Below are 22199 nucleotides of genomic sequence, written 5' to 3'. Positions count from 1 at the left end.
AGTTCATATATTTATTCCAAGGAAAAAATTAAATTCCGAAAGCGGCTTTAATTTCCTCTACTTTGTCTAGTTTCTCCCAAGTAAAGAACTCAAGATCTTTCAACGTAAGTTCATTCTTATGACCTTTGTTGAATGTTTTATCAGCTATATAATGCTCTTTACCCATGTGCCCGTAAGAAGCTGTTTCCTGATAGATAGGGTTTCTTAATTTTAAGTTCTGCTCGATAGCATAAGGTCTTAAATCAAAGATAGTAGAAACTTTCTTAGCGATATCACCATCGTGAAGATCAACTTTTGCAGTTCCGTAAGTATTGATGTATAAACCACAAGGCTCAGCTACTCCGATAGCATAAGAAACCTGTACCAAAACTTCGTCAGCAATACCTGCTGCTACCAAGTTCTTAGCAATGTGTCTTGTAGCATACGCAGCACTTCTGTCTACTTTTGATGGATCTTTTCCAGAAAAAGCACCACCACCGTGAGCTCCTTTACCACCGTATGTATCAACAATGATTTTTCTACCTGTAAGACCAGTATCTCCGTGAGGACCACCGATTACAAATTTTCCTGTAGGGTTGATGTGATATTTAATTTGATCGTTGAATAAAGCCTTGATCTCCTCTGTCTGCTGTGCAACCACTCTAGGAACAAGAATGCTCTTGATATCTTCACGGATCTTGTTCAACATTTCTTCTTCTGCTCCGAAGTCATCGTGTTGAGTAGAAACTACGATAGAATCAATTCTGATTGGCTTATGATCGTCAGAATACTCAATAGTCACCTGGCTTTTCGCATCAGGACGAAGATAAGTGATCTCCTTATTCTCTCTTCTGATTGCAGAAAGTTCCTTAAGAATTGTATGTGCTAAATCCAAAGCAAGAGGCATATAGTTTGCCGTTTCATTGGTAGCATATCCAAACATCATTCCTTGGTCACCAGCACCTTGTGCATTTGCTTTAGCCTCAAAAGATTCATCATTTACAGCTCTATCTACTCCTTGGTTAATATCAGGTGACTGTTCATGGATTGCAGAGATAACTCCACAAGAATCTCCGTTGAACATATATTCACCTTTTGTATAACCAATACCATTGATTACTTCTCTAGCAATTGTTTGAACGTCAAGATAAGCATCAGATTTTACTTCTCCAGCCAATACTACCTGTCCTGTAGTTACTAAAGTTTCACATGCTACTTTTGAACTTTTATCGTACGCTAAGAAATTGTCGATTAATGCATCAGAAATTTGATCTGCAATTTTATCCGGATGTCCTTCTGAAACTGATTCAGATGTAAATAAATAAGACATATTATTCTTTGTTTTTTTAGATTAAAAAAATATTGACGAAGAAAAATAAGAATAAAATTGCCCGAAAAAAGAATACTGTTTTAGCATTTTTTTATAGAGGTTGCAATCAGGTCAAATTTTTCCTCGTGGTAAACGTCAGCAAATTTAAGCACTATTTTTGTAATACTCAAAATTTTTGTTTACTAATTATAATTTTCTTTAAATTAATGATTTATATCACTTTAAAGCCTTTCAATTACTGAGGCTTTATGCTTACAAATTCTTTCGGACTTGCGTGATAATTCAGTTTAAGTTCTAAAGAACTTTTGATAGAATGTGATAATTCATCAATAATCTTCTGCTTAAAGGTGGGCTTATAATAAATAATACTGATCTCTCTGTAAGGGAAAGGTTTCTTGAATCTGAAGACATTCTTTTTCTGTTCTTCAGAAAGCTGGCTCAATGCCAATTCCGGAAGAATACTAATCCCTCCTACCTTATCCACCATATGTACCAAGGTTTGAATATTGGAAGCCAGGAAATCTAAATTTTTAGGCTTCAGAGTATTTTCTTTCAGATGACAGATATTTTCAAACTGATTTCTAAGACAGTTTCCTTCTTCAAGCAACCATACCTTTTCTACATTAAGATCCTCAGGGATGATGTAAGAATTCTTTTTGTTCGCTTCAGTATTGGAACTGTAGATCATTAATTCTTCGTTGAATAAGAAATCCTGATAAAACTCATCAGCAGTATCATAAGGAGTGGAAATAATTCCCGCGTCCAATTCTCCGGCTTTTAGAGCTTTAATAATATTATCAGTTGTCATTTCCTTTACATTCATCTGGATCTTCGGATTGTCTTCAAGGAATTTAAAGATTTCCGTAGGCAGGATAAATGAAGAAACCGTAGGAATGATTCCCAGATTAATTGTTCCTCCTAAAATATTATTCAAAAGGTTAGCTTTATTTTTCAGCTCATTGACAGATTCTATAATCACCTTGGCCTGATCAATGATCTGAAGACCTACATCCGTAGTACGGATTGGGTGAGTTGTTCTGTCAAAAACCTTTACATCCAGTTCGTCCTCAAATTTCTGTATCATGGCACTTAACGTAGGTTGGGTAATGAAGCAAGCCTGAGCTGCTTTACCAAAATGTTTATACTTATCAACAGCGATAAGATATTCAAGTTGCTGAATGTTCATTTGATTAATATTATCTATTACAAAGATATAACGTTTTTGTTATTAGCAATTAAAAATTCAAGTAAATTTGATATTCACTACCTTTACACTTCGATTTAGAAAAAGGAAACAATTATTCAAAATCATCAATTATATGGATTCTAAAAAATTAACGTTAAGCAACGGCGCACCTTATTTTGAGCATCAGGATTCCCAGACGGTAGGACCAAGAGGCCCGGTATTGCTGCAGGACTTTATTCTTCAGGAAAATCTTGCACATTTCGTTAGGGAAAGAATTCCTGAAAGAATTGTACACGCCAAAGGAAGCGGAGCATACGGAACCTTTACCGTAACGCATGACATTAGCCAGTACACAAAAGCAAATTTGTTTTCAAAAGTAGGAAACTCATGCAGAATGTTTGCCCGTTTTTCTACCGTTGGTGGCGAAAAAGGAAGTGCAGATACCGCTAGAGATCCTAGAGGTTTTGCCTTAAAATTTTATACTGAAGATGGAAATTGGGATCTTGTAGGAAACAATACTCCTGTATTCTTTATTAAGGATGCGAAAAAATTCCCGGATTTTATACATACCCAAAAAAGGTTACCTAAGACTAATTTAAAAAGTGCCACAATGATGTGGGATTTCTGGAGCTTAAATCCTGAATCACTTCATCAGGTTCTTATATTAATGTCAGACAGAGGAACTCCTTATGGCTATAGACATATGCATGGCTTCGGATCTCATGCTTTCTCCATGATCAACGATAAAAATGAAAGAGTATGGGTGAAGTTCCACTTTAAGACAAAACAAGGTATAAAAAACTTCACGGATGAAGAGGCTGTAAAAATGGCAGGAGAAAATCCGGACTTTGCACAGGAAGACCTTTGCAATGCGATTGAAAATGGAGATTTCCCGAAATGGACAATGTACATCCAGGTGATGACCGAGGAACAAGCAAAAGATTTCAGATGGAATCCTTTTGACGTAACCAAGGTATGGTTTCATGATGATTTCCCATTGATTGAGGTAGGAGAAATGGAGCTGAATGAAGTTCCTGTTAACTATTTTGCACACGTAGAACAATCTACATTTTCACCAAGCAGCCTTATTAACGGAATCAGTTTCTCACCAGATAAAATGCTTCAGGGAAGATTATTCTCCTATCCGGATGCACATCGATACAGAGTGGGAGTAAATGCTCACCAGCTGGAAGTAAACAGATGTCCTTTTGCTGTTAATAATTATCAAAGAGATGGTTATATGGCAGATTCAAGTCACTACCAGGACAAGCCCAACTATCATCCGAACAGTTTCGACGACATTAAAGCGGATTCATCTTACAAAAACTATGAGTATGAATTAGATAGTGCCCATGTTGCGAGCTACAATAGAAATGATAATGACAGTGATCATTATACTCAACCGGGACTTCTTTACTCAAAGGCGATGAATGCTGATGACAGAAACCATCTGATTCAAAATATTGTAGGAAGTATGAAAGGAATCAGCGGACCGAAAAAAGATGAGATTATTAACCGTCAATTGTGTCACTTTTTCCGTGCTAACATTGAGCTTGGCATGAAAGTAGCTTCACAATTAAACGTAAATATTGATGCAAATATGATGAATCATTCCAAATAATCATATTGAACAATAAATAAAAAAAAAGGAAAAAAAAATAATATTTTTTCCTTTTTTTTGTAAAAAATTCATAATTTGCAGAGGATGATATTTTAAAGTGGAAAAATGAGTTACGAAAATATATTATTAAAAAAGGAAGATAAATTATCTATCATTACCATAAACAGACCTGAAAGTTTAAATGCTTTAAATGCAAAAACTATTCAGGAAATCAGTACAGCACTGGATGAACTTAACGCAGACAATTCCTGCAGAGTAATTATCCTTACAGGAAGTGGAGAAAAGTCTTTCGTAGCTGGAGCTGACATTAAAGAGTTTAGTGATTTTGGACAGGAAAAAGCGGAAGAGCTTGCCAGAAATGGACAAAATTCTCTGTTCAACAAAATTGAAAATATGTCTAAACCTGTTATTGCAGCCGTAAACGGTTTTGCATTAGGAGGAGGTTTAGAGCTTGCCATGGCATGCCACATCAGATATGCATCGGAAAACGCCAGACTGGGTCTTCCTGAAGTAACTCTGGGATTAATTCCAGGATACGGAGGAACTCAAAGGCTTCCAAAGCTTGTAGGAAAAGGTATTGCCAACGAAATGATCTTCTCTGCCAAAATGATCCCTGCTCAAAAAGCAAAAGAGATCGGCCTGGTAAATGAAGTATACCCTATTGAAGAATTATTAACCAAAACGAAAGAATTAGCGAACGCTATTGCCTACAATTCACCAATGGCAATATCCAAGGCTATAAACGCCGTAAATTTATCTGACACGGATAAAGGTTTTGAAACTGAAATCAAGTATTTCGGGGAACTTTTTGAAATGGAAGATAAAAAAGAAGGAGTGACTGCTTTCCTAGAGAAAAGAAAGCCAAACTTCTAATCTTTTTAAAAGATTTTAATCCAAATTATTTCGAAAAAACTAATGCTGCGGTATGAATAAGTTTGATAAAGCTTATCTAAAAATGGCTCAGGAATGGGCAAAACTCTCCTACTGTAAGAGAAAACAAGTAGGGGCTCTTATCGTAAAAGATAGGATGATTATTTCAGATGGTTACAACGGAACTCCTTCGGGATTCGAAAACTGCTGTGAAGATGGGGAGGGAAAAACGCACTGGTATGTATTACATGCAGAAGCCAACGCTATATTAAAACTAGCGGCTTCTACACAATCAGCAAAAGGAGCAACGTTATATTTAACGCTGTCGCCCTGTAAGGAATGCAGTAAGCTAATCTTACAGGCTGGTATTGCAAGACTGGTGTATATTAATGAGTATTCGGATGATCACGGGATATCGTTCCTTAGAAACCATAATATTGAAATAGAACAAATATCGGACTGTGAACTAAAAAAATAAGCACAAATGACTTGGGATGAAAAGATCAAAGATTTTGAAATATTTCTTCGCTTCGAAAGAAATTTTTCAGAAAACACGCTCGACGCTTACGTTCGGGACATTAAAAAACTAAAAGATTACGCAGAAGAAGATCTGGCAAACGTCGGTCCAGATTCTATCGGCTACGAAAACCTGCAGGAATACATTTTCAATCTTTCTAAGCAGAAATTCAGCGAGAGATCTCAGGCAAGATGGATATCTTCCATAAAGTCTTTCTTCAAATTTCTACTAGAGGATGAATATCGTGAAGACAATCCTGCGGCGTTACTTGAAGGCCCTAAACTGGGACTGTATCTACCTGATACTTTAAGTTTACCTGACATTAACAGAATTATTGCAGCTATTGAGGTCAATACAGATCTTGGAAAAAGGAACCAGTGTATCATTGAGGTACTGTATGGTTGCGGACTCCGTGTTTCTGAACTGATTGACCTGAAGATCTCCAATATCAACTTCAAAGAGCAGTATATAAAAGTCAATGGAAAGGGAAACAAAACCCGTTTTGTTCCTTTGGCTGACTATACAGCAGAGTTGTTGGAAAGTTATATTAAAGAGGTACGCTCTAAGGGTAAAATCAATAAGAAATATGAAGACACCTTATTCCTGAATAGTCGTGGTACATCCATGTCTAGGGTAATTGTCTTTCTTATCATTAAAGAACTTACAGATAAAGCAGGGGTTAACAAAAAGATTTCTCCACATACTTTCAGACATTCTTTTGCAACTCATTTGCTACAGAATGGAGCTGACCTTCGTTATATTCAGGAAATGCTGGGACATTCCAGTATTACAACAACGGAGATCTACACTCACCTGAAAACAGAAGAACTAAGGGATGTTATCCTGAGTTATCACCCTAGAAATATGAATATTACTCAATGAAGTTATTGAAATATTGCCCAAGCTGTGGCAAAGAGTCCTTACATTGGGATGGCGAAAAGAAATGGAGCTGTCCTGATTGTGGTTTTTCACTTTATCATAATGTGGCAGGTGCAGTAGCTGTTGTCATCAGGTGTGAAAACGAAATTTATCTTACCCGAAGAAACAGAGATCCTAAAAAAGGAAAACTAGATTTGGCAGGAGGCTTCGTTGATCCAAAGGAAAGTGCAGAAGAAACCTGTAAAAGAGAACTTTTTGAAGAACTTCAGCTTGATATTAATATTTCAAACCTGAAATACCTTACGAGTCTTCCAAATATTTATCAGTATAAGGAAATTGATTATAATACAATTGATCTCTTTTATGAGTACAATGTTTCGGAAAAATTTGAGGTAAATCTAGAAATTTCAGAGATTTCAGAAGCGGTATGGATTCCTTTGAAGGAACTTCATCTTGAAGACATCGCCTTTGATTCTCAGAAGAAATTCTTTGAGGATTATCTAAAGAAATAATTTTTCTAAATATTCTCTCGCAGATTTTGCAAATTAAGCGGATCATTAAATCATAATCATCTGCCGAATCTGCAAAATCTGCGAGAGATTTTTTATGATTAAAAATAACTTTAGAAATTTCTGGAGTTAATAGGTCTTAGATTTCAACATTTCTTCAAAATACTGAATAAGCAATGACCTTTCAGCTTCTGAAAGATTGGCTTCCTTATGGTAAACAATATATCCGGGAAACGGCATTGTCTTATGCTTAAGAGCCTCAATAGACCTATCGAGCATATTCTCCTTAAGCTCTTTGTTATAAGTTCCCCAAATAGAAAAATTAAGATGTTGGCGTCCCTCATTTACATGACTCTTTACAGACCATGAAATAGGGGCAATAAAAGCATATTTAGGATAGACCGTTTCATTGGAATGACAGTCATAACATGCGTTCTTAAGCAATGTACTTATTTTTTCAGGGGTGTTCTTAATCTGAACAAAATTCACCTTGGAATCAACAGCTTTATTAACTCTATCGATAGGAATAAATTGGATCAGGGCAAAAGCCACAAGAACCCAAAATATGATTTTTTTTACCATCTTCATAAGCCTACTTTACCGGAGTTATAATTGCGTTATCTGACTTTATTTCTTTTTTAGTTTCTGCTTCTATCTTCACCGGTTCTTCCTGGTTTGGAGAAAGTGTCGTTGGGGCCACTGAAGAAGAGTTTCCTTTGGGATTATCGAGTGTTCTGGTATCTTTCAGATCCCAATTTTCTCTGGTTTCCCATAAAGGTCTCACTACCGCTTTTTTATAGAAGACGTAAGCATCTTCTGCAAATGTTTCATTACTAAAGTCGGCTTCATCCCAGTACTTGTTTTCATTATTGTCAACCAATATTCTTACGATATATTCTTCGGGTTTCAGAATATCAAACTTGATAATATTTCCTTTGGTGTATTTTTCGTATAATATCTTTTCAGAAGAATCTAATAACTGAATCCAATAGCTGGAAGTTGGGGCATTCTGAAGTGTAAATTCCAGACTTCCAAACTGCTCTACTTTATCATATTCAAAATCGAATCTTTTTGATTGTGTATTTTTAGTATAGAAAGAAGAAACAGTTTCTTTTGGAATGGTAAGCTTATATTTTTTCCCGCTTACAAAATCCGACTTCACAATAATCTGATATGGATTGGTGTTCGATATTGCAGCTGTAAATTCCTGCGTTGTCAAACTATCGCTTTTCAACACCCATTTTGACGGATCAATTTTATCAACAACATAGGCCGAAGCAATTTTAAAGTCAGATTTTGGAGCTAATGAACCCCCTCCATTATCGCTGACAATATCCATTGCGTTCTTCTTATTATATTTATAGAATACGGAAACAGTATCCTGCTTACTCCCGATATCGTAGCTAAACTGAAGCTTCTCAGTAGTTTCCTGTCCTATGTTATCTTTAACAGCATCAAACCAAATTCTCACAGAATCTGATTTGGGACGATGGGTTACCTTTATATCTTTAAGCTTATCATTATTAACAGACTGAACTTTCACTTCCTCTGGATGTCCCTCAAATGTCATGAGAATTCCACCACCAACTTCTTTCATCTCTGAATATTTCAAAGGCTTCTTGGATGGATATACTTTTAAGTTTAATCCTGAAATGGATTTTTCAAAATCTATAACTTCTTTATTAAATCCTATTTTTTCTTTTCCTGGATCATATACGGAGTTTCCGTTTTCATCATCGAAAGCAATGATCTTATATTTCCCTGGAGAAAGGTAATTCAGTTCGTAATATCCATCATCATCTACTTTCGTGATATAATATGGCTTTTGCTTGTAGTTCATGGTATCTTTTACCTGATACAGCCCTACAACCAGTTTGTTTTCATTATTCCCTGTTTTCTTTTTGATTTCCAGTGCATCTTTTACCTCACCACTGATATACAAATCATCCAATTTATCTCCTGTAGAGAAAGCAAAATTGAAATAACGCAGAATATTAGTCTCGTTATTATCTACAATTGAATTCCCAAAGTTGAAATTGTAAGTGGTATTTGCCTGAAGAGTATCCGTCCATTGGATAAGAACGAATTTATTCGCAATATTGGAAGGAAGAATCCGCTTGATATTTTTGATTGGCGGAGAGATAATCAGGTTTTTATTGATATCCTTTAATGTAATATATTCATCAAAATCCAGGCGGAGTTCGTGAATATCTCTTTTTACATTGATTCTTGTGGTATCAATATTTGAACTTAAAAATCTTGGAGCCAGCGTATCTTTCGGACCTCCAACAGGAGACCCAACTCTTGCACAAGAGTGTACAAGAAAACAGATAACAAATAATAAAAGAAACCTTTTCATGAAAATGTTTAAGCAAAAGTAAACATTATTCTCCAAAAACTTCGTGTCCGCTATTCAAAGTATCTTTACTGCCGGTCATTATAGTTTGAAGTTTCTCCTGCTGTACAGGGAAATTCTCAAATAATCCGGATAGTGCAAGTGCTGTATATACTTTATTTGAATATTTATTTCCAATAGCCACAATAGTTACCTTGGATTTTAATAGATGAGCAAATACGGAATTGGTCCCATGCCACCATCCATTATGATAGGTAAGCTTTTCACCGTTATCAAATATTTTCATTCTAAAACCAAGACCATAATTATTCATTCCTGCTTTCTCATTACTGTATGGTGTAAAGACCATCTGCATCAACTCAGGCTTTAGGAAGTCCTTTGAAAACATAGCTTTTGAGAAGTTATACAAATCTCTTGGTGTAGTGTAAACGTTTTTATCTCCGTAAATAAGATCCAATCTGTCTAATGGATACAGTTTATTTGCTCCATAATAGAAAGACTGTGAAGCTGTTGGAATATCTTTTTCCTGAAAAATGTAAGTGTTATTCATTTTTAAAGGAGTAAAAATCATTTCTTTCATCGCCTGTGGAAAAGGAGTCTTTGTTACTTTTTCAACCAACAGAGCCAATAAAGCAAAATTAGTATTACAGTACATAAATCCTGTATCGGTATCTCTTGCCAAATCAGGTTTATATTTGATGATCATATTCAATACATCCTGATTGGTTATGAAAGGCTTGGAAAGTTCTGCCGGAGCAGGCTGTATTTTAGTGATGAAATATTCATATTTTGGAAGTCCGCTTCTCTGATCCAGTAAAGTCTGAACAGTAACGTTAGGATAAGGGAATCCCGGAAAGAATTGGGTAAGATGGTCGGAAAGTTTAATTTTTCCGGCTTCTACCAACTTCATCATGGCCATAGCTGTTAAGGTCTTCGAAACAGAAGCTACGTGTAATGGTGTATTCTTATCAATCGGCATTTGATTGCCTTCTCTTCCGAAACCTCTGTAATTTTCATACAGAATCTCGTCTCCTTTTGCCACCAATATACCTCCGCTCAAGTCTCCACCATCCCAGATTTTTTTATAGTATTGATCTATATATCCGGTTAATGATTCTTTATCAGAAAGCTGGCCATCTGCTTTTGTAAAAACATTACCCAGATCTACATTTCCATAATTGGGAAGATTGGTCGTGTTTTCAGCAGAAGCCTCTTTGGATTCAGATTTATTTTTACAAGAAAAAAAGGATAAAAAAACAGTTACAATAAGTACTAAGTTACGCGTCTTCATGAGATTCAAAAATGAGCGGCAATTTAATAAAACTCGAAATTAAATAGTAAATATGAAGACGACATTATGAATTATTTAACATAAATAGCAAAAATAGCGAAAGAGTAAACTGAGAAATAGGGCTGAGAAAAAATAAGAATTCTATCAATTATATTGCGACCTCAGCCTCATCAGTTTTATTTATCTAGCAATGTGAAGCTACAATTTTATCTACAATAAACTGAGCTAGCTTTTCCTTACTTTGATGCGTCCAACCTGCAATATGCGGTGTTACGATTGCTTTCTCAGATTCCAGTAGATATTTTAAATCTTCATTTTCTATTTCAAGATTTTCGAAAGAAGACTTTTCATATTCCAAAACGTCTAAACAAACTCCTTTTACCTTACCCATCTTCAGCGCTTCTACTAAACTTTTAGTTTCTACATTTTTTCCTCTTGCTGTATTCACAAAATAGAACTCGTTTTTCATTTCAGAAATAAATGTTTTATCAACAAGATAATGCGTTTCTGAAGTTAATGGAATATGTAAACTCAGAACTTCTGCAGATTGCTTCAGTTCATCTAATGTAACCTGAGTAGCGAATTCGTCAGAAAGTCCGGGAAGAATATCATGGAAAATTACCTTACACCCAAACCCTGAAAGTCTTTTGGCAGTGGCTTTTCCCATATTTCCGTACCCTATAAGGCCAACTGTTTTCCCTAATAATTCGTCTCCTCTATTCTCTTCACGCTTCCAGATTCCGTTTTTCACCTCTTGAGAAGCAATAAAAAGGCGGTTCATGATCACCAAAAGCATCCCAACAACATGTTCTGCTACAGAGTCTCTATTGCCTTCCGGAGAATTAATAAGTTGAATCCCCAGTGCTTCTGCAGCCGGAATATCAATATTTTCCATTCCTGCTCCTACTCTGGCAATAAACTTCAAATTTTTTCCTTGTTCCAGGAAATTTTTATCCAAAGGAATTCTACTTCTGATGATAATTCCGTCATAATTTTCGATTTTCTGACAAACCTCATCATAAGATGACGTAAAGTCTTCTTCCAATATAAAGTTCTGAGCTAAAAGCTGTTCGGTAATAAGAGGATGGTTTTTATCTAAAAGGAGAATTTTCATCTTAATATAAAATTTAGAAATTAAGAAATACGTAAGTGTTATTTCTGAATGATAGGATATTTTATTTAAACCCTCATTTCGCTAGAGTATGGAAAATACAAATGCTTCTAAGCTCGCAAAGGCGTTAGCACTCAGCAAAGTTTAAAAGCATTATTTCTTATAAAATATTTATTTTATTTTTTGTCTTTCTTAGGCTCTTGTGGCTCCTGGAATAATTTCTTAAGCTCCACAGATTCCAAAGGTTTCATTCTTCCGGAAAGGATTAATGAAAGTTCTTTTCTACGGAATGCAGCCGCATATCTTTCTTTTTCCTCTTCTGTTTCCGGAACCATATCTGGAATTGGAATCGGACGGTTGAATTCATCTACTGCAACGAAGGTATAAATCCCAGAATTAGTATGAATTTTTTTCTGATTAATGGGATCGTCTGACCACACATCCACATACACTTCCATAGAAGTAGAGAATGCTCTAGAAACCTTAGATTCCAATACCACCACTCCTCCTTCGGGAATTGGGTGATTGAAAGATACGTGGTTTACTGATGCCGTTACTACTCTTCTTTCGCAATGTCTTGCAGCAGAAATAGATGCACAACGGTCCATTTTTGCTAAAAGCTCACCTCCAAAAAGGTTTCTTAAAGAGTTGGTTTCGTTCGGAAGAACGATATTAGTCATGATGGTCAGGGATTCTGACGCTTTTTTTATTTTTGCCATTTATTCTTAGTGTTGTTTGGAGCTGCCGGAACAGTCTTTGTTCCTTTTCCGACAGATTTTGCCAATGAATCTTTTTTCAGTGAATCTGAAACCGCAGTTTCTGGTGTATGTGCCACCATCTTTACCGTATCTTTTACAATTCTGTGTGTAGAGGTCTGTACAGAAACCTTATTGAAAGATTTCTTTCCAAAGAGAAGTTCCTGCTGGGTAAATGCAAAGTATAAAATACCCAAGATCGGAATAATCAAAAGGAAAATCCAAAGGATCGTCTTTTTAAATTTATAATCCTTTTCACGGTTTTCAGAAGCGGTTACTTTTTCTCCGTTATTGATATCGGAGAATCTGATTTCTTCCAATCCATAAAAATCCGGATGCCCGGCTTCTACTCTTTTTCCTTTGAAATGGGTATGTCCTTCTTCAATAAAGATTGTTCCCAGATTTTGAATTTCAAGAATCTGTTCTGCCTGAAGCTTTTTCTTCCAAAAATCAGTCTGGATTTTAAGATCACTTCTGGAAGCGTCTAGAGACATTTGTTTTTCTCGGGCTATAAAAGCGGTAAGATCTTCAGCCTGTACTTCATAGTCAATTGAAAATTCAATCTGACTGGCCGGAGGTAAAATACTTCCGTTCTCAGAATTGATAATTGCCTTAGAATTTTTCAGAGAAAACACGCCAAAGCCTGGAACCGTGGCTGTTCCAAATTGTTTTAAGTATTCTAAAATGTATGCTGAAATATTCATTTGGTGGCAAATTTATAACTTTTTCATGACTTTTGAAGATATTTAACTGATATAAAAAAAGACTGCCAAGACAGTCTTTTGAGTATTCTGTACTAAAACATGAATACAATTATTTAAAGTTCTTTTTTTAAGCTTAGCCATTATTATGAAAAGGGTAAAAAGGTAAAATTATAAAAGGACAAATTTGCGAATGCACTTATTGATGTTCTTTTCTTTATTTTTTTACGATCTTTCCTTTCTCAATCTATTGAATTTTCCAGCTTATTCCGAACATAAAGTTAGTTCCTGCCTGTGCAAAGTATAAGGGATTCCCCTCATCATTAATAGAACCATTGTTCACATATTTTTTATTGAACAGGTTATTCACCAACAATTTTAACGCAATATCATTATTTCCAATTTTAAATTGGTACTGCGCATTAAAGTCTGTAAGGAAATAATCTTTGAGCTCTAAGTTTTTATCTTCCGTATTATCTATATACTGTTTTCCAACATATTGGTTCATTAAAGCAAACTGGAAATTTTGAGTTGGATTAAATTTCACTCCCAAATTAGCAATCATATTTGGAGAAAATGAAATCTGAGTATTCCCCAAGCTTACCGGAGCAGCCCCAACTTCTATATTAAAATCCTGATTTCTGTTCTGGCTTAACGTTAGATTTCCTGAAACTTCCCATTGTTTTGATAGTTTTGCCAATGCTCCTACCTCAACTCCTCTTCTATAACTCTTTCCTGAATTGGTTCTGATAAATGCCCCAACATTATTAAGCTGACCGTTCAAAACCAATTGATTAACATAGTACATATAATAGACATTCGCAGTTAAGGATAAAAATCCAAACTGTTTCTCCAGACCGGCTTCAAAATCATGAAGCTTTTCAGGCTTAACGTCATTGTTGGCCATGATATCATCTCTGTTTGGTTCTCTATGGGCATGAGCATAGGATAAGAATATCTTTCCGCCATTTATTTTATAATTTACCCCAGCTTTTGGATTAAAGAACAACCAGTTTTTATCCAAGTCGGCTCCTTCTCCATCTCCTGCCATTAAAATCTTAGTATTATAATTGATACTTCTAAGCTGTAAATCACCGAAGAATTCAAAATTTTCCATTCTGAACAAAGCTTTAGCAAAACCAGAAACTTCATTCTTCACAGAACGGTTTTTGTAATATTCACTTTCGTTAATCTGCGGATAAAACACCCCGGTAACGTTTCCGTAATGCCTTCCATAGTACTGATTAACAACTGCTCCAAAGTTTAAATCAAGGTTTTCAAACTTACCGTAAAGCGTTGAAACAACACCATAAAAGTCATTATTCAGCCATTTTTTTCTGATAAAATCTGATTTTTTAATAGTTTGTCCATTCTCAATAATATCAGGCAGATTATATTTTGAGAAAGAACTTCTCTGTTTGTAATTTTCGTAATATCCTTTTCCTTTGGTGTAGTGAAAAGTAGTTTCTAAATTCCAACGGTCATCAAATTTTTGCTCCCAAAGCAACTGATAATGATTCTGTCTGTAGTTATCTGTTTCGTTATCATAGAAACCTGTAACATTTCCATTGACATCCTTGATTGCACCGGAATTGTTGAATTTTGGATTTGTTTCCCATACTTCTCTCGTTATTCCGTTCCAGGCCTGATAGGTTTTTTCTTTTCCTCCAAAAGCCATTAGACGCAATTTCGTTTTCCCTTCCTCAAACAAAGCTGTAAAATTATAAGAATGCAAATCTGAAGATGCTCTGTCTATATATCCATCAGAATGAATACGGGTATATCTTCCCATTACAGAAAGACGATTCTTCCAGAATTTTCCGGAACCTGCCTCTGCTGAATATTTATAAGTATTAAAAGAACCATAACTATCATCAGTTTTAAAATAAAACTTTTCTTCAGGCTCCCTTGAAATTACATTAATACTTGCCCCAAATGCAGAAACCCCGTTATTGGAAGTCCCCACTCCTCTTTGAATAACAATCTGTGATGCAGAGCTTGTTAAGTCCGGAACATTAACGAAAAACGTCCCCTGACTTTCAGAATCATTGTAAGGAACACCGTTCATCATTACATTTATTGCGGATCCTGATACTCCACGAATTCTAAAACCAGTATACCCTACTCCATTCCCTGCATCTGATGTGGAAATGATGGAAGTTTGATTTTTTAAAAGAATAGGAAGATCCTGTCCCAAATTTTTCCCGTCTAAATCTTTCTGAACATTGATAATTTCCTTAGCAACAGGAAGTCTCTTGGTAAAACTGACCGCTTCAATTTCCCTGATTTTCAGGGAATCCTTTTGTTGAGCCTGGATAAAGGCTACAGAGCCTACAGTAAGCCCTAAAAAAAATAATCCTTTCATTCTATAAATCTTTAACATTTAATGAATAAAAGGGGATCGATAAGATATTATACAGATTAGACCTTTTAGTAAAGTCTACGTCCCTAAACAGCATTACCTGTTCCAGGTTCATTGGGTATAATCTCAGCCTGTTAAAGCACCCCTTTATTTCAGCTGCAAAATTACAAAAAATATATGAGATAAGATTAAATCGAGGGATATAGCTTTGCAGATGCAGGATATCTGAACGTGCCGTTATGTGAAGATATCTCTAACAATTATTCACTATTCGCGATTCACTTTTTAGTAGGTTTTATTATTCGCATCAATGTAATAGTAGTTTTTACCATCTTTTGTTACTTCAAACATCTTCCCAAGCTTCCAACTGAAGTTTCTTTTTATGTTGGAATATTCGAACGGAACAATGATTTTATTGTTAACATCAATTACTCCAAATTTATCATTATTGGAAGCAACAATCATTGGATCAGCTACATCATCACCCTCCATGATGTAAAGATATTGGTACTGAGGATAAATCTGATATTGTCGATAATCTGCTGCATTCACAAATTTTGCCTTTTCAATAATTCCATAAAACCCATTTAGGATATACGCCTGAAACAACTGGTGCTTGTATTCCTCAAACTTACATTTCCCAAGATCTGAATCCTTAAACTGATAAACTCTTTTCCCGGATTGATCAACACGATAGGAAATCATATCCTTTTCTACAGTTGCGTAATCTTTTGTTCCATATTTTCTCACTTTTTCGTTTGGAGAATTCAGAAGATTACAATCTTCATAAAAAAATACGGCAATATGATATTCCGGCTGAATGATGAATTTTCCGTTTTGATTGACGTATCCAAACTTATCCCCTTTCTTTTTAGGAATAAGAACCGGAAGATCTTTATTGACAACCACCAGATCAGGATTGGGCTTAGATGCCAAATTTCCTTTTTTCACAGGGGTCTTTGCGATATTCTTAGCTCCAATTTTCTTCACAGATTTGGTCTGTGAAAAAGCGAAAATCGAAATTAAAACGAATAAAACAGTCAGTATATTTTTCATATTCATCATTTGGCTGTAAAAATACAACCAAAAATAGATATTATAAAATTCATATTTATAAAGAATCTAAATAATTTCATTCCCTTAAAATATTAAAAATTCGTAATTTTGGGGAACATTTTGAATTGTTTAATAATTTTAAAATCTTAAAAAAAAGACGTAGATTATACTGACTTTATCCGGTTCCGATTTCGCATCAAAATGCGGAGGCTCAAAATGTTATTATGTATTGTATACAAACCGGTAAAAGAAAGGTGATGACTGAACAGTCATTTTTATTAATCTCACTTTAAAAGAGAAAGACTTCTATTATGAATATTTATAAGGATTACATCAAAGAGATTGAAGAAAGAAAAGACCAAGGGCTTCATCCAAAGCCAATTGATGGTGCTGAATTACTAAGCGAAATTATTGCGCAAATTAAAGATTCAGGTAATGCAGATCGATCGGACTCTCTTAAATTTTTTATTTACAACACCTTACCGGGAACAACAAGTGCAGCGGGGGTAAAAGCCAAATTTTTAAAAGAGATCATTCTAGGTGAATCCGTAGTAGAAGAAATATCGCCAGCTTACGCCTTTGAATTATTATCTCACATGAAAGGAGGTCCATCAATTGAAGTGTTGTTAGATCTTGCTTTAGGTAATGATGCAGCTATTGCAAAAGAAGCGGCTAAAGTTCTTAAGACACAGGTATACCTTTATGAAGCGGACACAAACCGTCTGAAAGAGGCATTCAATAGCGGTAACGAAATCGCAAAAGAAATCCTGGAAAGTTATGCACAGGCAGAATTCTTCACTAAACTTCCAGAAGTAGCTGAAGAAATTAAAGTAGTTACATTTATCGCAGGTGAAGGAGATATCTCAACAGATTTACTTTCTCCGGGTAACCAGGCTCACTCTAGATCTGACCGTGAACTTCATGGTAAATGTATGATTACTCCTCAGGCACAGGAAGAAATTAAAGCTTTACAGGCTCAACATCCTGATGCAAGCGTTATGCTTATTGCTGAAAAAGGAACAATGGGTGTAGGTTCATCCAGAATGTCTGGAGTAAACAACGTAGCTCTTTGGACAGGTAAGCAAGCTAGTCCATATGTACCATTCGTAAACTTTGCTCCAATTGTTGGAGGAACCAATGGTATTTCTCCAATCTTCCTTACTACAGTAGACGTTACCGGAGGTATCGGTATCGACCTTAAAAACTGGGTTAAGAAATTGGATACAGACGGAAACCCTGTTCGTAATGAAAATGGTGAACCTATTCTTGAGCAAGCTTACTCAGTAGCTACAGGAACAGTTCTTACCATCAATACAAAAACAAAAAAATTATATAACGGAGACCAGGAGCTGATTGATATTTCTAAGGCATTCACACCTCAGAAAATGGAATTCATTAAAGCTGGTGGATCTTACGCTATTGTATTTGGTAAAAAGTTACAGACATTTGCAGCTCAGCTTTTAGGAGTTGAAGCTCCAATTGTTTTTGCTCCATCAAAAGAAATTTCTCATGAGGGGCAAGGCCTTACAGCAGTAGAAAAGATCTTTAACCGAAATGCGGTTGGATCAACCCCAGGGAAAGTACTTCACGCAGGTTCAGACGTTCGTGTACAGGTAAACATTGTTGGTTCACAGGATACGACAGGTCTTATGACTTCTCAGGAACTTGAGTCAATGGCGGCTACTGTAATTTCTCCAATTGTGGATGGTGCATACCAATCAGGATGTCACACCGCTTCAGTATGGGATAAAAAAGCTCAGGCAAACATTCCAAAATTGATGAGATTCATGAATGATTTCGGTTTGATCACTGCCCGTGACCCGAAAGGTGAGTATCACTCTATGACAGACGTTATTCACAAGGTTCTTAATGATATTACTGTAGACGAGTGGGCAATTATCATTGGAGGTGACTCTCACACCAGAATGTCTAAGGGTGTAGCTTTTGGAGCTGACTCAGGAACTGTTGCTCTTGCATTAGCTACCGGTGAAGCATCTATGCCTATTCCGGAATCTGTGAAAGTAACTTTCAAAGGAAATATGAAAGAACACATGGATTTCCGTGATGTAGTTCATGCAACACAAGCTCAAATGCTTAAGCAATTTGGAGGCGAAAACGTATTCCAAGGTAGAATCATTGAAGTTCACATCGGAACACTTCCTGCTGACCAGGCATTTACATTTACAGACTGGACTGCAGAGATGAAAGCAAAAGCTTCTATCAATATTTCAGAGGACAATACCTTAATTGAATCATTGGAAATTGCAAAAGGCAGAATCCAGATTATGATTGATAAGGGTATGGATAACCATAATAAAGTTCTTCAAGGATTAATCGATAAAGCGGATAAGAGAATTGCAGAGATCAGATCTGGTGAAAAACCAGCTTTAACACCTGATTCTAATGCTAAATATTACGCAGAAGTTGTTGTTGACCTTGATGTAATTGTTGAACCAATGATTGCTGACCCGGATGTAAACAATGATGACGTTTCTAAAAGATATACTCACGATACCATTAGAGATCTTTCTTATTATGGAGGTGAGAAAAAAGTAGATCTTGGTTTTGTTGGATCTTGTATGGTTCACAAAGGAGATTTAAAAATTGTTTCTCAAATGCTTAGAAACCTTGAAAAACAACAAGGTAAAGTAGAATTTAATGCTCCTCTTGTAGTAGCTGCGCCTACTTATAACATCATTGATGAATTAAAAGCAGAAGGAGACTGGGAATTACTAGAAAAATACTCAGGATTCGAATTTAATGACAATGCTCCAAAAGGTGAAGCTCGTACAGAATACGAAAATGTAATGTACCTTGAGCGTCCTGGATGTAACCTTTGTATGGGTAACCAGGAAAAAGCAGCTAAAGGAGATACAGTATTGGCTACATCAACCCGTCTTTTCCAAGGAAGAGTGGTTGAAGATTCTGAACGTAAAAAAGGAGAATCTTTGTTAGCTTCTACACCGGTTGTTGTTCTTTCGGCAATTATTGGACGTATTCCTAATATTGAAGAATATAAAGCAGCAGTGAAAGGTATTGATCTTACTAAATTTGCTCCTCCAATTAAGGAGTTGGTTCAGGTGGGTCATTAACAGCACTTAACAATAGCTTTTAAAATTATAAAATTGAAAGATTTTGATCCTTAAGGATTTAAAATCTTTCAATTTTTTGTTTAGAACGTTTCTATTTTATAATAGTTACGTTTTTTTTTCGATAAAACCCCAAAAATAAAGTCTATTTTTTCTTAACTTGAAAGTTATAAAATCTATTGATTTTGGAGTCAAAATTACCCCTATTGATAGATTATAGGAACATTTTTTGATGTATAAAAAATGATTTTTCTTTTTCAAACATTAGAAAAAGGAGCATTAACGGAAAAAAGAACAAAACTAAAATAAGATATGACTTTTGATATTGATATGATCAAAAAGGTGTACGAACGTTACCCTGAAAGAATTGCAGCAGCAAGACAAATTGTGGGCAAACCTCTTACCCTTTCAGAAAAAATCCTTTATACCCACCTTTGGGAAGGAAACGCTACGCAAGCACATGAAAGAGGAAACTCTTATGTAGACTTCGCACCAGACAGAGTAGCAATGCAGGATGCAACTGCACAAATGGCACTTTTACAATTCATGCAGGCAGGGAAAGTTAAAGTAGCTGTCCCGTCAACTGCTCATGCCGATCACTTGATCCAAGCGAAAGTAGGTGCTGATAAAGATTTACAGGAGGGGATCAACAAAAACTCGGAAGTTTTCAACTTCTTAAGTTCTGTATGTGATAAATACGGAATTGGCTTCTGGAAACCCGGAGCTGGTATTATTCACCAGGTTGTATTAGAAAACTATGCTTTCCCGGGAGGTATGATGATTGGTACTGACTCTCACACCGTAAATGCTGGCGGACTAGGAATGGTTGCTATTGGTGTAGGTGGTGCAGATGCTGTAGATGTAATGGCCGGAATGGCTTGGGAGCTTAAAATGCCTAAACTTATCGGAGTAAAATTAACCGGTAAAATGAACGGATGGACTTCTGCAAAAGATGTAATCTTAAAAGTAGCAGGAATTCTTACTGTAAAAGGAGGTACAGGATGTATCGTAGAATACTTCGGTGAAGGGGCAGAATCTCTTTCTGCAACGGGTAAAGGTACCATCTGTAATATGGGTGCTGAAATCGGAGCTACGACTTCTACTTTTGGATACGATGATTCAATGAGAAGATATTTGGCTGCTACAGGAAGACAGGATGTAGTAGACGCTGCTGATAAAATTGCTGAACACTTAACAGGGGATGCTGAAGTATATGCAAATCCAGAACAATATTTCGATCAATTAATCGAAATCAACCTTTCTGAGCTAACACCTCACTTAAACGGACCTTTTACCCCAGACTTGGCTACCCCGGTTGCTGAATTCAGAGCAAAAGCTGAAGCTAACGGATGGCCTCTAGAAGTGGAATGGGCACTTATTGGTTCTTGTACCAACTCTTCTTATGAAGATTTATCAAGAGCGGCTTCTATTGTTGAAGATGCGGTAGCAAAAGGAGTAAAACCTAAAGCTATTTTAGGAATTAACCCTGGTTCTGAGCAAGTGAAGTTCACAGCGGAAAGAGATGGTTTCTTGGATTCTTTCAGAAAATTTGAAAACGCAAGAATCTTTACTAACGCTTGTGGACCTTGTATCGGACAATGGGACAGAGAAGGAGCTGAAAAAGGAGAGAAAAACTCTATCATCCACTCTTTCAACAGAAACTTTGCAAAAAGAGCTGATGGTAACCCGAATACACACGCATTTGTAGCTTCTCCTGAAATGGTAGCTGCTGTTGCCATCTCAGGAAGACTAGATTTTAACCCGATTACTGATACTTTAACCAACGAAGCTGGCGAGCAAATAAAACTTGACGAACCTAAAGGTTTTGAACTTCCTGCAAAAGGTTTCGCAGTAGATGATAACGGATATCAGGCTCCATCTCCAGACGGATCCAGCGTAGTTGTTAACGTAAGCCCTACTTCGGACAGACTTCAGTTGCTAGAAGAGTTTCCAGCTTGGGACGGTAAGAACATTGAAAATGCTAAGGTATTGATCAAAGCTTTCGGAAAATGTACAACTGACCACATTTCTATGGCTGGTCCATGGTTGAAATACAGAGGTCACCTTGATAATATTTCAAACAACATGCTCATTGGAGCCGTAAATGCTTACAACATGGAAACTAACCACGTTAAAAATGAATTAACGGGTGAATATGGTGAAGTTCCGGCAGTACAAAGAGCTTACAAAGCTGCAGGAGTTCCAACCATTGTGGTAGGAGATCAAAACTATGGTGAAGGTTCTTCGAGAGAGCATGCTGCTATGGAACCTAGACACCTAGGTGTAAAAGCGGTATTGGTAAAATCATTTGCAAGAATCCATGAAACTAACCTTAAGAAACAAGGTATGTTGGGAATCACTTTTGCAAATGAGGCTGATTATGACAAAATACTGGAAGATGATACGGTTAACTTCTTAGATCTTGATCAGTTTGCTCCAGGAAAACAATTAACTTTAGAATTCGTTCACAAAGACGGAACTAAAGATATCATCATTGCAAACCATACTTATAACGACCAGCAAATTGAGTGGTTTAAAGCTGGTTCTGCCTTGAATCTGATTAAGCAACAAGAAAAATAAAATTAAT

Annotated in this window: 17 protein-coding genes; 7 read left to right on the top strand and 10 right to left on the bottom strand. The window is 36.1% G+C overall.

Annotated features, from left to right (window positions below):
- Positions 1 to 28: 28 nt before the first annotated feature.
- Together metK and C1638_RS18595 are read right to left on the bottom strand one after the other, a co-directional pair.
- On the bottom strand, positions 29 to 1309 hold the full coding sequence (gene metK / locus C1638_RS18600; protein ID WP_076356913.1) for a methionine adenosyltransferase: 1281 nt from the start codon (positions 1307 to 1309) through the stop codon (positions 29 to 31).
- A gap of 235 nt (positions 1310 to 1544) precedes the next feature.
- The gene (locus tag C1638_RS18595) at positions 1545 to 2495 is read right to left on the bottom strand and encodes a LysR substrate-binding domain-containing protein (RefSeq protein ID WP_109623453.1); all 951 of its coding nucleotides are present in this window, start codon (positions 2493 to 2495) and stop codon (positions 1545 to 1547) included.
- 133 nt (positions 2496 to 2628) lie between these two features.
- On the opposite strand from C1638_RS18595, the gene C1638_RS18590 reads away from it, so the two are divergent.
- From C1638_RS18590 to C1638_RS18570, 5 genes are all read left to right on the top strand, one after another.
- Positions 2629 to 4116, top strand: a complete 1488-nt coding sequence (locus C1638_RS18590; protein ID WP_109623452.1) for a catalase — start codon at positions 2629 to 2631, stop codon at positions 4114 to 4116.
- A gap of 105 nt (positions 4117 to 4221) precedes the next feature.
- The gene (locus C1638_RS18585; protein WP_109623451.1) at positions 4222 to 4989 is read left to right on the top strand and encodes an enoyl-CoA hydratase/isomerase family protein; all 768 of its coding nucleotides are present in this window, start codon (positions 4222 to 4224) and stop codon (positions 4987 to 4989) included.
- A gap of 52 nt (positions 4990 to 5041) precedes the next feature.
- A complete protein-coding gene (locus C1638_RS18580; protein WP_109623450.1) occupies positions 5042 to 5464 on the top strand; it encodes a deoxycytidylate deaminase in 423 nt (140 codons plus the stop codon).
- A 6-nt stretch (positions 5465 to 5470) separates the two neighbouring features.
- Positions 5471 to 6385, top strand: coding sequence for a site-specific tyrosine recombinase XerD (xerD, locus tag C1638_RS18575; RefSeq protein ID WP_109623449.1), 915 nt, complete (start codon positions 5471 to 5473; stop codon positions 6383 to 6385).
- Positions 6382 to 6894 carry an NUDIX hydrolase gene (locus C1638_RS18570; protein ID WP_109623448.1) on the top strand — a complete coding sequence of 171 codons (513 nt, stop codon included), beginning with the start codon at positions 6382 to 6384 and terminating at the stop codon, positions 6892 to 6894. Before xerD ends, C1638_RS18570 begins: the two co-directional genes overlap by 4 nt.
- A gap of 126 nt (positions 6895 to 7020) precedes the next feature.
- Here C1638_RS18570 and C1638_RS18565 read toward each other — a convergent pair whose 3' ends face one another.
- The 8 genes from C1638_RS18565 to C1638_RS18530 form a co-directional block, all read right to left on the bottom strand.
- A complete protein-coding gene (locus C1638_RS18565) occupies positions 7021 to 7479 on the bottom strand; it encodes a heme-binding domain-containing protein (protein ID WP_109623447.1) in 459 nt (152 codons plus the stop codon).
- A gap of 4 nt (positions 7480 to 7483) precedes the next feature.
- Entirely contained in the window at positions 7484 to 9250 is a 1767-nt protein-coding gene (locus C1638_RS18560; protein WP_109623446.1) for an Ig-like domain-containing domain, read from the bottom strand.
- A 25-nt stretch (positions 9251 to 9275) separates the two neighbouring features.
- Complete coding sequence (locus C1638_RS18555) at positions 9276 to 10538, bottom strand: serine hydrolase domain-containing protein (RefSeq protein ID WP_109623445.1); 1263 nt, start codon at positions 10536 to 10538, stop codon at positions 9276 to 9278.
- 184 nt (positions 10539 to 10722) lie between these two features.
- Positions 10723 to 11652, bottom strand: a complete 930-nt coding sequence (locus C1638_RS18550; RefSeq protein ID WP_109623444.1) for a 2-hydroxyacid dehydrogenase — start codon at positions 11650 to 11652, stop codon at positions 10723 to 10725.
- A 173-nt stretch (positions 11653 to 11825) separates the two neighbouring features.
- Positions 11826 to 12368 (bottom strand): acyl-CoA thioesterase, encoded by a 543-nt coding sequence (locus C1638_RS18545; protein WP_106917981.1) that lies wholly within the window; start codon positions 12366 to 12368, stop codon positions 11826 to 11828.
- The gene (locus C1638_RS18540; protein ID WP_109623443.1) at positions 12356 to 13108 is read right to left on the bottom strand and encodes a hypothetical protein; all 753 of its coding nucleotides are present in this window, start codon (positions 13106 to 13108) and stop codon (positions 12356 to 12358) included. Before C1638_RS18540 ends, C1638_RS18545 begins: the two co-directional genes overlap by 13 nt.
- A 244-nt stretch (positions 13109 to 13352) precedes the next feature.
- On the bottom strand, positions 13353 to 15470 hold the full coding sequence (locus tag C1638_RS18535) for a TonB-dependent receptor (RefSeq protein ID WP_109623442.1): 2118 nt from the start codon (positions 15468 to 15470) through the stop codon (positions 13353 to 13355).
- Positions 15471 to 15752: 282 nt separating this feature from the next.
- Positions 15753 to 16523 (bottom strand): WG repeat-containing protein, encoded by a 771-nt coding sequence (locus tag C1638_RS18530; RefSeq protein WP_228428215.1) that lies wholly within the window; start codon positions 16521 to 16523, stop codon positions 15753 to 15755.
- A 311-nt stretch (positions 16524 to 16834) separates the two neighbouring features.
- Between C1638_RS18530 and C1638_RS18525 the strand changes: the two genes are divergently transcribed.
- Both C1638_RS18525 and C1638_RS18520 read left to right on the top strand, forming a co-directional pair.
- Positions 16835 to 19615, top strand: coding sequence for a bifunctional aconitate hydratase 2/2-methylisocitrate dehydratase (locus tag C1638_RS18525; RefSeq protein WP_109623440.1), 2781 nt, complete (start codon positions 16835 to 16837; stop codon positions 19613 to 19615).
- Between the two features lie 309 nt (positions 19616 to 19924).
- Positions 19925 to 22192 (top strand): aconitate hydratase, encoded by a 2268-nt coding sequence (locus C1638_RS18520; RefSeq protein WP_109623439.1) that lies wholly within the window; start codon positions 19925 to 19927, stop codon positions 22190 to 22192.
- The last annotated feature ends 7 nt before the right edge of the window (positions 22193 to 22199 follow it).

This window comes from Chryseobacterium oncorhynchi, from assembly GCF_002899895.1.
Classification (GTDB): domain Bacteria; phylum Bacteroidota; class Bacteroidia; order Flavobacteriales; family Weeksellaceae; genus Chryseobacterium; species Chryseobacterium oncorhynchi.
This window is presented reverse-complemented; position numbering and strand designations above follow the sequence as displayed.